We start from the raw sequence: 14,769 nt of genomic DNA on the forward strand, positions 1-14,769 counted from the left end.
GGGTTCCGCCTGCCGCGGCAGGCCCCGGTCAGAGCGCCGCTTCCTGCGGCACATCCCAGACCTCGCCCGGCCGCAAGGCGCGAAAACGCTCCGGCGGCAGGCCCTCGGCCTCCAGCGCCTCGTCGAGCTTGCGTGCGGGCTCGTCGATCGGCTCGTCGGTGAGCTGGAACGTGCCCCAATGGCAACCGGCCGCATAGGCGGCGTTGCACAATTTCATGCCTTGCACCGCCTCCTCCGGGTTCTGATGCTGCGAGGCCATGAACCAGCGCGGCTCATAGGCGCCGATCGGCAGGATGGCGAAGCGGAAGCCGCCGTGCTTGTGAGCTATGAGCCGGTAGTTGATGCCATCATGGAAGCCGGTATCGCCCGCGAAATAGATCCGGCCGGCCGGCGTCTCGATGACGAAGCCGGCCCACAGCGCCATGCGCCGGTCGCGTGTGCCGCGCGCCGACCAGTGATGCGCCGGCTCGACATGGACGGCCACGCCATCGCCGATGTCGACCCTGTCGCCCCAGTCATGCGCCGAGAGCCGCATGCCGGGAACCGCCCCGCCAATCAGGACGTCATTGCCGAACGGGGTCACCACCAGCGGGTCGTGCCTGGCCTTGAGCTGCTTCAGCGTCGGGATGTCGAGATGGTCGTAGTGATTGTGACTGATCAGCACGAGATCGATCGGCGGCAGGTCGGCCAGGGCGATGCCCGGCGCGTTGACGCGTTTCGGCCCGACGAAGGAGAACGGCGAGGCCCGCAGCGACCATACCGGATCGGTGAGGATGTTCAGGCCCGCGGTCTGGACCAGCAGCGTGGAATGACCGACCATGGTCACGGTCAGGCCGGCGCCCTCGACACGTGCGGGCGGCTTTGCCTGCGGAAAGGGGCTCGGATTGGTGGCCGGCCATTTCGAGCGTTGGCCATTGAACTGCCATTTCAGCAGATCGGCGAAACGCGCCGGCGGCTGGCCGCCGGGATTGAAGAACAAGGTTCCGTCGAAATGATCGCTGGGCGGGCCGTTATAGTAGCGATTGGCGGCTTTCGGTCTCGCAGCCAATTTGCGGCTCCAGCGAATTTCGTCTTGATAGACATAGCCCTTGTGCCGGCTGGCGCAAGCGTTTGCCGGCCGAATGCCAACGGCCCGGGCGGCCGGCTTGAGTAGGATCGGATTGGGGAGGACGATGCCATGGCGATGAAGCGGACCAGGACACCATGGATGAAGGCCGGGGATTTCGGCCGCTCGCTGGCGCGCGGCATCGGCGTCAACCTGCTGGTGAGCGACATGGCGGCCATGGAAGCCTTCTGCCGCGACGTGCTCGGCGCCGATATCATCTATGCCGACGAGGATTTCGCGGCGATCGAGCTGCTGGGCTCGGTGTTCATGCTGCACGCCGACCATTCCTATCTCGACAATGCCATGACAGGGACGATCGCCGGCGCCGAGACACGCGGCGCCGGCATCGAACTGCGCCTTTACGGCGCCAATCCGGATGCGGTCGAGGCCGCCGCGCGCGATCACGGCCACATCGTGCTGGCCGGAGCGATCGACAAGCCGCACGGCCTGCGCGAGAGCTATGTCGTCGGACCGGACGGCTATATATTCGTGCCGAGCGCTCCGCTGGCCGGATGATAGCGACAAATTTGCAACAATTCTTGGCGCAAACCCTATTTTAACCATATCGGGTTGAAATTTCGCCACCTTCTCCATCTTGGTGGAGGGCGACATTGTGCGGACGGCAGCCCCGCCGGATCCGACGGAGGTTGGAATGACTTTTTCGAAAACAGCCCTGGTGGCCGTATCGCTGGCGGCGCTCGTTGCGAGCGGCTGCTCAACGTCACGGTTTTCCTCGATGGACGACCAGCAGCCGGCGCCGCTGCAGCCAGCACCGTCCGGGCAAGTGACGGCCAACCAGTTGCCGCCTCCGGCCTCTCCCGGCACCACCGATCCCTCGCAATTCCCGACCGCGCCGCAGAACAGCCAGGTCGCCTCCTTGCCGCCGGACGGTTCGGCGCCGGCGGGTGCGCCGGACCTGACCGCGGCCAGTGTCGCCGGCGTATGGAACGCCAGCGTTTCCGGTCAGAGCTGCAAGGTGGCGACGCCGCAGACCAAATTCGGCGCCGGTTTCCGCGCCGGACCGCTGCATTGCCCGGCACCGATCGACGGCATCAAGTCTTGGAACGTCGCCGGCAAGCAGTTGACGCTCTACGACGAGAATGGCGGCACGCTGGCACGGCTCTATTCCTCGGGCGGCTCGAAATTCGACGGCCAGACTTCCAATGGCCTGCCGATCTCGCTTACAAGGTAAGCCAAGCCCCTCGACAACGACGTGACCTATGCATCTGCGTGACGGCCTCCAGACCCATGTGACCGTCAGGCAGCGTTACGATCATCTGGTCGACACCGGTGCCATCGAGCGCGATCCGGCGCAGGAGCGGATCGTCACCGCTCTCGACCGGCTGGTATCAGAGATTTCGGTGAAGCGGCTGGCGCACAAATCGAGCGCGCTTGGCTGGCTCTTCGCCCGAAGGCGCGAGACGCACGAGGCGGTCAAGGGCCTCTACATCCATGGCGGCGTCGGCCGCGGCAAGACCATGTTGATGGACTTGTTCTTCGAGCTGCTGCCGGTGCGGCGCAAGCGCCGCGTGCATTTCAACGACTTCATGGCCGAGGTGCAGGACCGCATCCAGAAGCACCGGCAGGAGCGCAAGGACGGCACGGTGAGGGAAGACGATCCGATTCCGCCGGTGGCGCGGGCGCTTGCCGAACAGGCCTGGGTACTGTGTTTCGACGAGTTCTCGGTCACCGACATCGCCGATGCGATGATCCTGTCCCGGCTGTTTTCGGCGCTGTTCGCCAGCGGCGTGGTGCTGGTGGCGACGTCGAACGTAGCGCCGGAGAACCTCTATCGCGACGGGCTGAACCGTCAGCTTTTCCTGCCCTTCATCGGCATATTGGAACGGCACGCGCAGGTGCTCTCGCTCGATGCCGACAAGGACTATCGGCTGGAAAAGCTTGCCCGTACGCCAGTCTATGTCACGCCCGCCGATGCGGCGGCCGATGAGGCGCTGGACGCGGCTTGGCAAACGATGACGCACGGCGCGCCGACGGCCGAGGCGTCGCTTGCCGTCAAAGGCCGGCAGTTGGCCGTTCCGCGCGCCGCCGGCGACGCGGCGCGTTTTTCCTTCGCCGATCTGTGCGAGAAGCCGCTCGGCGCGCGCGACTATTTGGCCCTTGCCGACCGCTTCTCGACCATCTTTGTCGACCACATTCCGGTGCTGGGTGAAGGCCGGCGCAACGAGGCCAAGCGCTTCATCCTGCTGGTCGACACGCTCTACGACCATCACATCAGGCTGGTGGTAAGCGCGGAAGCGCCGCCGCAGCAACTCTATGTGGCCAAGCGCGGCGTCGAGGTGTTCGAGTTCGAACGCACGGCTTCGCGGCTGATCGAGATGCAGAGCCGCGACTGGCTGGAGGATTGGGCGGAGCGGCGGAAGGCGAAGACGACGCCGGAGGCGCGGCAGGCGCCGGCTACGCCGCCTTCGTCCCAGGGCGGAGCGACGCAAAGCGAAGCGCGCACCCTAGGACGAAGATAGGCCGAACTCCTGTCAGCCTCGCTACAGTTGATAAACATACATGAGGAAGCTCTCTGCTGACTCGTGCGTCTCCTTGCGCGACTCGTAAAGCGCGCGGGCGGCACGGTTGTCCGGCTCGGTGCCGACCCAGGCTTCTTCGCAGCCATTCTCCCTGCCGATCGCAAACATCGCGCCGAGCATCTTTCGCGCGATGCCCTGGCGCTGGAAGGCCGGCGATACGCCGACCTCGTCGATGTAGAGCTCCGTCGCCTTGTCGGGATGACGGTGAATGATGGCGGCGCATTGACCGACGGTCACGCCGTCGGCGAGCGCCACGACCATGAAGTGGCCGGGTTCCCTGAGATAGACTGCCAATCGATCTGGCCTGACCGGTTCGTCGAACACATCGAGGGCGACCCGCATCACAAGGGCGTCATTGCCGGCATCAAGTCTTACGATCTCCATCTTCATCGTGTAGATTTTGCCCAGTCGAGTTTTCAAACTTTTACGTTTACGTAATTCCCAGTCACTCTAACCGATTGAAAACGCTCGCTCCAAAATAATCGTTTGAATTTACGCGGCGCCGGGGCTATTGGGTGCGGCGAAATCTCGCGGGATCCCCGCAGCATTCCGGTCTCTTCCTCGACGCCGTCATCAGATCGTCAGCGATTTGAGCGACATCACGAACAAAGGGAAACTATCCTGACATGGCACGCAAGAAGATAGCGCTTATCGGCTCTGGCATGATCGGCGGCACGCTCGCTCACATGATCGGCCTCAAGGACCTCGGCGACGTGGTTCTGTTCGATATTGCCGAAGGCATCCCGCAGGGCAAGGGGCTCGATATTGCGCAATCGTCGCCGGTCGACGGGTTCGATTCCAGGCTGACCGGCGTCAACGACTATGCCGGGATCGAAGGGGCGGACGTCTGCATCGTCACCGCCGGCGTGCCGCGCAAGCCGGGCATGAGCCGCGACGATCTGCTCGGCATCAACCTCAAGGTCATGGAACAGGTCGGCGCCGGCCTGAAGAAGTACGCGCCGAAGGCCTTCGTCATCTGCATCACCAATCCGCTGGATGCGATGGTCTGGGCGCTGCAGAAGTTTTCCGGCCTGCCCAACACCCATGTCGTGGGCATGGCCGGCGTGCTTGACAGCGCTCGCTTCCGCTATTTCCTGGCCGAGGAGTTCAAGGTCTCGGTCGAGGACGTCACCGCCTTCGTGCTCGGCGGCCATGGCGATTCCATGGTGCCGATGATCCGCTATTCGACGGTTGCAGGCATTCCTCTGCCCGATCTCGTCAAGATGGGCTGGACCTCGAAGGAGAAGCTCGACCAGATCGTGCAGCGCACCCGCGATGGCGGCGCCGAAATCGTCGGCCTGTTGAAGACCGGCTCGGCCTATTATGCGCCGGCCGCATCGGCGATCTCGATGGCCGAAGCCTATCTCAAGGACAAGAAGCGTGTGCTGCCTTGCGCGGCCCACCTTTCCGGCCAGTATGGCGTGAAGAACACCTATGTCGGCGTTCCCGTGGTGATCGGCGCCGGTGGCGTCGAGCGCGTCATCGAGATCGAGCTTTCCAAGCCAGAGCAGAAGATGTTCGATAGCTCGGTAGCGGCGGTGCAGGGCCTGACCGAGGCCTGCGTCAAGATCGCGCCGCAACTCGCCTCGAAGTGAACCCCAGTAGCTGATCCGGAGACGATCCAGATGAACATCCATGAATATCAGGGCAAGGCGCTGCTGAAGGGCTTTGGCGCGCCGGTGGCCCAAGGCGTGCCGGTGTTCAAGGCGGATGAGGCGGAAGCCGCCGCCAAGGCGCTGCCCGGCCCGCTCTATGTGGTGAAGAGCCAGATCCATGCCGGCGGCCGCGGCAAGGGCAAGTTCAAGGAGCTCGGGCCTGACGCCAAGGGCGGCGTGCGGCTGGCCAAGTCGGTCGCCGACGTCGTCGCCAACGCCAACGAGATGCTCGGCCACACGCTGGTGACCAAGCAGACCGGCCCGGCCGGCAAGCAGGTCAACCGGCTCTATATCGAGGATGGCGTCGACATCGAGCGCGAGCTCTATCTGTCTGTTCTGGTCGACCGTTCGGTCGGCCGCATCGCCTTCGTCGTCTCGACCGAAGGCGGCATGGACATCGAGGCGGTCGCCCACGACACGCCGGAAAAGATCATCACCGTCGCCATCGATCCGGAAAAGGGCGTTACCGCGGATGACGTGAAGAAACTCAATGGCGCGCTGAAGCTCGACGGCGATGCTGCCAGGGACGGCGGCACGCTGTTCCCGATCCTCTACAAGGCCTTCGTCGAGAAGGACATGAGCCTGCTCGAGGTCAATCCCCTGATCGTCATGAAGAACGGCCGGCTGCGCGTCCTCGACGCCAAGGTGTCGTTCGACAACAACGCGCTGTTTCGCCATCCGGATGTGCTCGAGCTGCGCGACACCACCGAAGAGGACGAGAAGGAGATCGAGGCGTCGAAATACGACCTCGCCTATGTCGCGCTCGACGGCAATATCGGCTGCATGGTCAATGGCGCCGGCCTCGCCATGGCGACGATGGACATCATCAAGCTCTACGGCGCCGAGCCGGCCAACTTTCTCGATGTCGGCGGCGGCGCGTCGAAAGAAAAGGTGACGGCGGCCTTCAAGATCATCACCAGGGATCCGGCGGTCAAGGGCATCCTGATCAACATCTTCGGCGGCATCATGAAATGCGACATCATCGCCGAGGGCGTCATCGCCGCGGTCAAGGAAGTCGGCCTGAAAGTGCCGCTGGTCGTGCGCCTGGAAGGCACCAATGCCGAACTCGGCAAGAAGATCATCAACGACAGCGGCCTCAACGTCGTGTCAGCCGACGATCTTGACGACGCGGCCAAGAAGATCGTGGCGGCGGTGAAGGGCTGATCAAGTGCCTCCACGCAAGATAAACCTCGTCGAGGCTGCGGATGCGAAGATCGCGGATGTCTTCGATCCGCATATCGCCGGCGATGTCAATGACAGCCAGGCGAAGGTCGCCAAGTTCGGCGCGGTTTTCGACTGGCACGCCCATGACAACGAAGACGAAGCCTTCCTCGTGCTGCGCGGCCGCATCGCCATCGATTTCCGCGACGGTCCGGTCGAGCTCGGCGAAGGCGACTTCATCGTCGTGCCGCGCGGCGTCGAGCACCGGCCGCGTTCGCTGACACCGGAACCGGTGGTGCTGATGTTCGAGCCGGCGACGACGCTCAACACCGGCAACGCCAAGAGCGATCTCACCGTCACCGACCTGAAGCGGCTCTGAACCATGAACGCGGCCTCCTTCTCCTCGCTCTCGCCCGATCACCAGCGCCTGCAGGCGCTGGTCGGCGCGTGGCGTGGCGAGGAAGAGGTCGCGGACACACAATGGGCCGATGGCGGCTCAGCGACTTCGGAAGTACTGGCAGAGGCACAGTTCGGCGGCCTGTTCGTAGTGCAACGCTATCGCCAGCGCCGCGACGGGACGATTTCGTTCGGCGCGCACAGCGTGTTCGGCTTCGACCGGCAAAACAGCCTTGTCACCATGCATCAGTTCGATTCGATGGGCTTTGTGCCGGCCTCGCCGGCCTCCGGCACGTGGGAGGGCAACACACTGACGCTGTTGCGCTCGTCGCCGCGCGGGGCCGCACGCGTGACCTACGCTTTCGACGGCAGCGACAGCTATCGCATGCGACTGCAATTCCAGCCCGTCGGCAGCGACGGCTGGCAAGACATGGTGAGCGGCCTCTACCGGCGCGTCCCGCCTTCCATTTTGGGGGATGGCTGAGCGATGGAGATCCTGGGCAAAGCGGTTGAAGAAAGACACATAATCACACATATATTGGCTGTGTGTTTATGTGGAGACGAGCGATGAAGAACGTCACCCTGGCCATGGACGAGGCTCTGCTCGAGAAGGCGCGAGGCCTTGCCGGACGTCGCAAGACGACGCTCAACGCCCTCATTCGTTCACTGCTTGCGCATGAAGTCGAGCAGGAAGATCGGATTGCCTGGGCCAAGGCGGGAATGAAGCGGCTTATGGACGAGGCCGCGAAACGGAGCGACAGCGCCGACACCCCCTACAAGTGGGATCGAAGGGACGCCTATGCCGACCGGGAAGATCGACTGCTTTCTCGACACGAACGTCCTGATCTACGCGGCTTCGGAGAAGAATCGTGACCCACGTCGCGCGCCAATCGCAGAAGACCTGGTATCGAGCACTGTCTTTGGCGTGTCGGGGCAAACCTTGGCCGAATTCACCGCGGTGGCGCGAGGAAAATCCCTTCTGGGGGATGATCTGCTCGACCAATGGCTGGTCCTCCTCGGCACTTGTCCGCTGGTGCCTGTCGACGAAAGCTATGTTCGCGCAGGACTGGACCTCGCACGCCGCTACGGAATTCACTACTACGACGCCGCGCTTCTTGCCGCGGCCGGATATCTCGGCGCGCCGATTTTCTACACCGAAGATCTCAACCACAACCAGGTTTATGGCTCGGTGCGAGCCGTCAATCCTTTCTTGTAATCGCTGAATTCAGAGGCGTTCTCACCATGTCCATTCTCGTCGACAAGAACACCAAGGTGCTCGTGCAGGGCCTGACCGGCAAGACCGGCACCTTCCACACCGAACAGGCGCTGGCCTATCACAGGACCAAGATGGTCGGCGGCATCCATCCCAAGAAGGGCGGCGAGACCTGGACCGGCGCCAAGGGCGAGAACCTGCCGATCTTCGCCACCGTCGCCGAGGGCAAGGCCAAGACCGGCGCCAACGCTTCCGTCGTCTATGTGCCGCCGGCGGGTGCTGCCGAAGCCATCATCGAGGCCATCGAGGCCGAAATCCCGCTCATCGTCTGCATCACCGAAGGCATTCCCGTCATGGACATGATCAAGGTCAAGGCGCGGCTCGACCGTTCGACGTCGCGGCTGATCGGCCCGAACTGTCCCGGCGTGCTCACCCCCGACGAATGCAAGATCGGCATCATGCCCGGGAACATCTTCCGCAAGGGTTCGGTCGGTGTTGTTTCGCGCTCGGGAACGCTTACCTATGAAGCCGTGTTCCAGACCACCAATGTCGGCCTCGGCCAGACCACCGCCGTCGGCATCGGTGGCGATCCCGTCAAAGGCACCGAATTCATCGACGTGCTCGAAATGTTCCTCGCCGACGACGAGACCAAGTCGATCATCATGATCGGCGAGATCGGCGGCTCGGCCGAGGAAGACGCCGCGCAGTTTCTCAAGGACGAGGCCAAACGCGGCCGCCGCAAGCCGATGGCCGGCTTCATCGCCGGACGCACGGCGCCGGCCGGCCGCACCATGGGCCATGCGGGCGCGGTCATCTCGGGCGGCAAGGGCGGCGCCGAAGACAAGATCGCGGCAATGGAATCGGCCGGGATAAAAGTTTCGCCATCGCCGGCCCGGCTGGGCACGACGCTGGTCGAGGCAATTAAGGGCTAGTGAGTAGTCAATAGTGAGTAGTGAAAAGGGAAGAACGGGTGAGTAGCAGCTGAACGGGAAAGTCTTCATTTTTCCTACTCCTTACTGACTACTCACTATTCCCCTCGAAAGGAGACGGAGCCAGGCTCCGCAGACAAAATGGCACGACAAGATCAGGCCAACGACCAATTTTCGCTCACCTCTTTCCTCTATGGCGGCAATGCCGATTATATCGACGCGCTCTATGCGGCGTATGAGGACGATCCAGCCTCGGTCAATCCCGAATGGCAGGAGTTCTTCGCCGGCCTGAAGGACGATGCCGGGGATGTCCGCAAGAACGCCAAGGGCGCCTCGTGGGCCAAGCCCTCCTGGCCTCTGCAGGCCAATGGCGAGCTGGTATCGGCGCTCGACGGCAATTGGGGCCTGGTCGAAAAGCACATCGAAAAGAAGGTCAAGGAGAAGGCTGCCGCCAACGGTGCCGCCCCTTCCGACGCCGACGTGCACCAGGCGACGCGCGATTCCGTGCGCGCCATCATGATGATCCGCGCCTATCGCATGCGCGGCCATCTGCACGCCAATCTCGACCCGCTCGGCATCGCCACGCTCGAGGACTATAACGAGCTGTCGCCGGAGAATTACGGCTTTACCGAAGCCGACTACGACCGGCCGATCTTCCTCGACAATGTGCTCGGGCTCGAATTCGGCACCATCCGCCAGATGCTCGACATCCTGACCCGCACCTATTGCTCGACGCTGGGCGTCGAGTTCATGCATATCTCCGATCCGGAAGAGAAAGCGTGGATCCAGGCGCGCATCGAGGGCGCCGACAAGGAGATCTCCTTCACCGCGACCGGCAAGAAGGCGATCCTACAGAAGCTGATCGAGGCCGAGGGCTTCGAGCAGTTCGCCGACGTCAAGTTCAAGGGCACCAAGCGCTTCGGCCTCGACGGCGGCGAAGCGCTGATCCCGGCGCTGGAGCAGATCGTCAAGCGCGGCGGTCAGCTCGGGCTGAAGGAGATCGTGCTCGGCATGGCGCACCGCGGCCGCCTCAACGTGCTCTCCCAGGTGATGGCCAAGCCGCATCGCGCCATCTTCCATGAATTCAAGGGCGGCTCGGCCGCACCCGACGAGGTCGAGGGCTCGGGCGACGTCAAATACCATCTTGGCGCCTCGTCGGACCGCGAGTTCGACGGCAACAAGGTGCATCTGTCGCTGACCGCCAATCCCTCGCATCTGGAAATCGTCGACCCGGTGGTGATGGGCAAGGCGCGCGCCAAACAGGATTATCTGTTCGGCCGTGGCCGCGAGGAGATCGTGCCGCTGGAAGAGCGGGCCAAGGTGCTGCCGCTTTTGCTGCATGGCGACGCCGCCTTTGCCGGCCAGGGCGTCATTGCCGAAATCCTCGGCCTGTCGGGCCTGCGCGGCCACCGCGTTGCCGGCACGCTGCATTTCATCATCAACAACCAGATCGGCTTCACCACCAATCCGCGCTTCTCGCGCTCGTCGCCCTACCCGTCCGACGTCGCCAAGATGATCGAGGCGCCGATCTTCCACGTCAACGGCGACGATCCGGAGGCCGTGGTGCACGCCGCCAAGGTAGCGATCGAATTCCGCATGAAGTTCCACAAGCCTGTCGTGGTCGACATGTTCTGCTACCGCCGCTTCGGCCACAATGAGGGCGACGAGCCGGCCTTCACGCAGCCGATCATGTATCGCAACATCCGCACCCACAAGACGACGGTGCAGATCTATGCAGACCGGCTGATCGCCGAAGGGCACATGACGCAGGCCGAGTTCGACAAGCTCAAGGCCGACTGGCGGGAGCATCTGGAATCCGAGTGGGAAGTCGGCCAGCACTACAAGCCCAACAAGGCCGACTGGCTGGACGGCGCCTGGTCGGGCCTGCGCACGGCCGACAACCAGGACGAACAGCGGCGCGGCAAGACCGCGGTGCCGGCCAAGACGCTGAAGGAGATCGGCAAGAAGCTGACCGAGGTGCCGAAGGATTTCGAGGCGCACAAGACGATCATCCGCTTCCTCGAAAACCGCCGCCAGGCCATCGAATCCGGCGAAGGCATCGACTGGTCGACGGCCGAGGCGCTGGCTTTCGGCGCCATTCTGCTCGACGGCAACCCGATCCGCCTCTCCGGGCAGGATTCGGAGCGCGGCACCTTCTCGCAGCGCCATTCCGTGCTCTACGACCAGCGCGACGAGACCCGCTACATCCCGCTCAACAACCTGTCGGCGGCGCAGGCCGGCTATGAGGTCATCAACTCGATGCTGTCCGAAGAAGCCGTGCTCGGCTTCGAATATGGTTACAGCCTGGCCGAGCCGAAGGCGCTGACGCTGTGGGAAGCGCAGTTCGGCGACTTCGCCAATGGCGCCCAGGTGGTGTTCGACCAATTCATATCCAGCGGAGAGCGCAAGTGGCTGAGAATGTCGGGCCTCGTCTGCCTGCTGCCGCATGGCTATGAGGGCCAGGGGCCGGAACATTCGTCTGCCCGGCTTGAGCGCTTCCTGCAGCTCTGTGCCGAAGACAATATGCAAGTGGCCAACTGCACGACGCCTGCCAACTACTTCCACATATTGCGCCGGCAGTTGAAGCGCGACTTCCGCAAGCCGCTGATCCTGATGACGCCGAAGTCACTGCTGCGCCACAGGCGGGCTGTGTCGACGTTGCCGGAAATGTCGGGCGAAAGCTCGTTCCACCGGCTGCTGTGGGACGATGCCCAGCTCTTGCCCAACCAGGCCATCAAGCTGACCAAGGATTCCAAGATCCGCCGTGTCGTGCTGTGCTCGGGCAAGGTCTATTACGACCTCTACGAGGAGCGCGAGAAGCGTGGCATCAACGACATCTATCTGCTGCGCGTCGAACAGCTCTACCCGTTCCCGGCCAAGGCGCTGATCACCGAACTGTCGCGCTTCCGCAATGCCGAAATGGTGTGGTGCCAGGAGGAACCCAAGAACATGGGCGCCTGGTCGTTCATCGACCCGTATCTGGAATGGGTGCTGGCGCATATCGACGCCAAGCACCAGCGGGTGCGCTACACCGGCCGGCCGGCATCCGCCTCGCCGGCGACCGGGCTTATGTCCAAGCACCTCGCCCAGCTCGCCGCCTTGCTCGAAGATGCGCTCGGCGAGTAGGCAGAATTGGGCGAATAGAACAGACAGATAGAAACGGACAAGCACAATGGCTACCGAAATCCGCGTTCCCACTCTCGGCGAATCCGTCACCGAGGCAACCATCGGCAAATGGTTCAAGAAGGTGGGCGATGCCATTGCCGCCGACGAGCCGCTGGTCGAGCTCGAAACCGACAAGGTGACGGTCGAGGTTCCCTCGCCGGGCGCCGGAACCTTGGGCGAGATCGCCGCCAAGGAGGGCGAGACGGTCGGGGTCGGCGCTCTTCTGGGCTCGATTTCGGCCGGTGGCGCCGCCGCACCGGTCACCAAGCCGCAAGCCGTGGCGCAGGCATCGAGCCCCGACGCCGCGCAGACCACCAAACAGGCCGCCGCCGAGACCGCCAAGGTCGCCGGCGACGCCGGTCCGGTCGAGCCGCGCACCATGCCGCCGGCGCCGGCAGCGGCGAAACTGATCGCCGAGAACAATCTGTCGGTCGACCAGCTTTCCGGCTCCGGCAAGCGCGGCCAGGTGCTGAAGGGCGACGTGCTCGACGCCATCTCCAAGGGTGCGCCGTCGCAGCCGGCCGAGACGCCGAAGGCGGCCCCGACCCCGGCAGCGCCGGTTGCTGCCCGTGCGCCGTCCTCAGGCAACGACGCGGCGCGCGAGGAGCGCGTGCGCATGACCAAGCTGCGCCAGACCATCGCGCGCCGGCTCAAGGAAGCGCAGTCGACCGCCGCCATGCTCACCACCTTTAACGAGGTGGACATGTCAGCGGTGATGGCGCTCAGGACCAAGTACAAGGACGTGTTCGAGAAGAAGCACGGCGTGAAGCTCGGCTTCATGGGTTTCTTCACCAAGGCCGTCACGCACGCGCTGAAGGAAATCCCCTCGGTCAACGCCGAGATCGATGCCACCGATATCATCTTCAAGAACTACGCCCATATCGGCGTCGCCGTCGGCACCGAGAAGGGTCTGGTCGTTCCGGTGGTGCGCGATGCCGACCAGATGTCTATCGCCGAGATCGAGAAGGAGATCGGCCGGCTCGGCATCGCCGCGCGCGACGGCAAGCTGTCGGTCGCCGACATGCAGGGGGGCACGTTCACGATTTCCAATGGCGGCGTCTACGGGTCGCTGATGTCCACGCCGATCCTCAACGCGCCGCAGTCGGGTATTCTGGGCATGCACAAGATCCAGGACCGGCCCGTGGTGGTCGGCGGCCAGATCGTGATCCGGCCGATGATGTATCTGGCGCTGAGCTACGATCACCGCATCGTCGACGGCAAGGAAGCGGTGACCTTCCTGGTGCGCGTCAAGGAAAGCCTGGAGGATCCGGAACGGCTGGTGCTTGATCTGTGAGGCGGTCGGATGGCGGCTCGCGGTCGGAGTAGCCAATAATGGCCCTGTTCCCTGGGCCTGCCAGACCGATAGCGCTGGCGGCCGGTATGGCATTCGCCGCTGTCCACGCTAATGCCGCATGCCCGGCCGAACTCGCCGTCTACGGCGATGCCCAGAGCGGCAGTGAGATCAATTTTACGCCGACCGGCACGTCGGCGACCGTCACCAACACGTTCCGCTTGATCCTCGACAACGATGTGGTGCTGAACGGCATCGTCCAATGGAACGAAGGTGTTTCGCGGCCGAACGGGGCGCTGATGTACAAATGCCCGGGAGGCGACGTTACCGGCACCGAGCTTGCCGCCTGCACCTTGTGGAACGGCGTCATCTATACGTCGGATGAAAAGGGCAGCATCGGCCTGTTGCCGGCCGAAGGCGTCGAAGCACCGAAGACGCTGATCCTGCCCGATCTCGGTCCGGTGTTGCATCAATCCACCGCCTATGGCGGCGCCGGGTTTTCGAAAGTGCCGTCGGACGTGTTTGCCTTGAAGGGATGCCAGGAATGAGCGGGACGCAAAAGGTGCTGCTGGTCACCGGTGGCAGCCGCGGCATCGGCGCCGCGATCTGCCGGCTCGGGTCGAAGGCTGGCTATCGCGTAGCGGTCAACTACACCTCCAACCAGACCGCCGCCGAGGCACTGGTCGGCGAAATCAAGGCCGCAGGCGGCGAGGCCTTTGCGGTCAGGGGCGATGTCGGCGTCGAATCCGATATCGTTGCCATGTTTGAAGCCGTCGACCGCGGCTATGGCCGGCTCGATGCTTTCGTCAACAATGCCGGCATCGTCGACGTCAAGGCGCGGGTCGATGAGATGGATGTTTCACGGCTGGAGCGCATGATGCGCATCAATGTCGTTGGGTCGTTCCTCTGCGCCCGCGAAGCGGTGAAGCGGATGTCGAGCCGTCACGGTGGGTCGGGTGGATCCATCGTCAACATCTCGTCGGCTGCGGCAGTTCTGGGCTCGCCGGGCGAATATGTCGACTACGCCGCGTCCAAGGGCGCGATCGACACCTTCACCATGGGGCTCGCCCGCGAGGTGGCGCTGGAAGGCATCCGCGTCAATGCGGTGCGGCCGGGCATCATCGATACCGAAATCCATGCCTCGGGTGGACAGCCGGACCGGATAGAACGGTTCCGCGATATTCTGCCAATGAAAAGAGCCGGCACCGCGGATGAAGTCGCGGGCGCGGTTCTCTACCTGTTGTCCGATGCCGCGTCCTATACGACCGGCGCGATCCTGAATGTCAGCGGCGGCCGCTGAGCGCCCCAAGAAAA

The 14,769-nt window shown here is 63.7% G+C and carries 16 protein-coding genes; 14 read left to right on the forward strand and 2 right to left on the reverse strand.

The genetic code is table 11. The features are described from left to right. Positions 1-28: 28 nt before the first annotated feature. Entirely contained in the window at positions 29-1,048 is a 1,020-nt protein-coding gene (locus ACIU1A_RS26590; protein WP_404925644.1) for an MBL fold metallo-hydrolase, read from the reverse strand. A gap of 129 nt (positions 1,049-1,177) precedes the next feature. Between ACIU1A_RS26590 and ACIU1A_RS26595 the strand changes: the two genes are divergently transcribed. The 3 genes from ACIU1A_RS26595 to zapE all read left to right on the forward strand — a co-directional run bounded on the left by ACIU1A_RS26595 (position 1,178) and on the right by zapE (position 3,585). Further along, positions 1,178-1,621, forward strand: a complete 444-nt coding sequence (locus ACIU1A_RS26595) for a glyoxalase/bleomycin resistance/extradiol dioxygenase family protein (RefSeq protein WP_140492821.1) — start codon at positions 1,178-1,180, stop codon at positions 1,619-1,621. Positions 1,622-1,757: 136 nt separating this feature from the next. Continuing rightward, positions 1,758-2,297 carry a protease inhibitor Inh/omp19 family protein gene (locus ACIU1A_RS26600; RefSeq protein WP_140492818.1) on the forward strand — a complete coding sequence of 180 codons (540 nt, stop codon included), beginning with the start codon at positions 1,758-1,760 and terminating at the stop codon, positions 2,295-2,297. Positions 2,298-2,325: 28 nt separating this feature from the next. After that, positions 2,326-3,585: a cell division protein ZapE gene (gene zapE / locus ACIU1A_RS26605; protein WP_404925645.1), complete on the forward strand. Its 1,260-nt coding sequence runs from the start codon at positions 2,326-2,328 to the stop codon at positions 3,583-3,585. Positions 3,586-3,606: 21 nt separating this feature from the next. On the opposite strand, the gene ACIU1A_RS26610 is transcribed toward zapE, so the two are convergent. Then, positions 3,607-4,035 carry a GNAT family N-acetyltransferase gene (locus ACIU1A_RS26610; RefSeq protein ID WP_404925646.1) on the reverse strand — a complete coding sequence of 143 codons (429 nt, stop codon included), beginning with the start codon at positions 4,033-4,035 and terminating at the stop codon, positions 3,607-3,609. 236 nt (positions 4,036-4,271) lie between these two features. Here ACIU1A_RS26610 and mdh point away from each other — a divergent pair, with 236 nt between their 5' ends. The 11 genes from mdh to ACIU1A_RS26665 all read left to right on the forward strand — a co-directional run bounded on the left by mdh (position 4,272) and on the right by ACIU1A_RS26665 (position 14,755). Continuing rightward, positions 4,272-5,240 (forward strand): malate dehydrogenase, encoded by a 969-nt coding sequence (gene mdh / locus ACIU1A_RS26615; RefSeq protein WP_404925647.1) that lies wholly within the window; start codon positions 4,272-4,274, stop codon positions 5,238-5,240. Positions 5,241-5,270: 30 nt separating this feature from the next. After that, positions 5,271-6,464, forward strand: coding sequence for an ADP-forming succinate--CoA ligase subunit beta (gene sucC, locus ACIU1A_RS26620; RefSeq protein ID WP_404925648.1), 1,194 nt, complete (start codon positions 5,271-5,273; stop codon positions 6,462-6,464). 4 nt (positions 6,465-6,468) lie between these two features. Beyond that, positions 6,469-6,840, forward strand: a complete 372-nt coding sequence (locus ACIU1A_RS26625; protein WP_140492802.1) for a cupin domain-containing protein — start codon at positions 6,469-6,471, stop codon at positions 6,838-6,840. A gap of 3 nt (positions 6,841-6,843) precedes the next feature. Then, positions 6,844-7,341: a DUF1579 family protein gene (locus tag ACIU1A_RS26630; protein WP_404925649.1), complete on the forward strand. Its 498-nt coding sequence runs from the start codon at positions 6,844-6,846 to the stop codon at positions 7,339-7,341. An 83-nt stretch (positions 7,342-7,424) separates the two neighbouring features. Then, a complete protein-coding gene (locus tag ACIU1A_RS26635; RefSeq protein WP_140492797.1) occupies positions 7,425-7,730 on the forward strand; it encodes a hypothetical protein in 306 nt (101 codons plus the stop codon). Continuing rightward, on the forward strand, positions 7,657-8,073 hold the full coding sequence (locus tag ACIU1A_RS26640) for a PIN domain-containing protein (protein WP_033838548.1): 417 nt from the start codon (positions 7,657-7,659) through the stop codon (positions 8,071-8,073). Before ACIU1A_RS26635 ends, ACIU1A_RS26640 begins: the two co-directional genes overlap by 74 nt. 26 nt (positions 8,074-8,099) lie before the next feature. Further along, positions 8,100-9,002, forward strand: a complete 903-nt coding sequence (gene sucD, locus ACIU1A_RS26645; protein ID WP_140676144.1) for a succinate--CoA ligase subunit alpha — start codon at positions 8,100-8,102, stop codon at positions 9,000-9,002. A 138-nt stretch (positions 9,003-9,140) separates the two neighbouring features. After that, positions 9,141-12,125, forward strand: a complete 2,985-nt coding sequence (locus ACIU1A_RS26650; RefSeq protein WP_404925650.1) for a 2-oxoglutarate dehydrogenase E1 component — start codon at positions 9,141-9,143, stop codon at positions 12,123-12,125. A 46-nt stretch (positions 12,126-12,171) separates the two neighbouring features. After that, the gene (gene odhB / locus ACIU1A_RS26655) at positions 12,172-13,458 is read left to right on the forward strand and encodes a 2-oxoglutarate dehydrogenase complex dihydrolipoyllysine-residue succinyltransferase (RefSeq protein WP_404925651.1); all 1,287 of its coding nucleotides are present in this window, start codon (positions 12,172-12,174) and stop codon (positions 13,456-13,458) included. An 86-nt stretch (positions 13,459-13,544) separates the two neighbouring features. Next, entirely contained in the window at positions 13,545-14,003 is a 459-nt protein-coding gene (locus ACIU1A_RS26660; RefSeq protein WP_181165200.1) for a hypothetical protein, read from the forward strand. Further along, positions 14,000-14,755 carry an SDR family oxidoreductase gene (locus tag ACIU1A_RS26665; protein ID WP_404925652.1) on the forward strand — a complete coding sequence of 252 codons (756 nt, stop codon included), beginning with the start codon at positions 14,000-14,002 and terminating at the stop codon, positions 14,753-14,755. The genes ACIU1A_RS26660 and ACIU1A_RS26665 overlap by 4 nt, the downstream gene beginning before the upstream one ends. Positions 14,756-14,769 lie beyond the last annotated feature (14 nt).

Origin of the sequence: Mesorhizobium maamorense (assembly GCF_044998965.1) — a bacterium.
Taxonomy (GTDB): Bacteria; Pseudomonadota; Alphaproteobacteria; order Rhizobiales; family Rhizobiaceae; genus Mesorhizobium.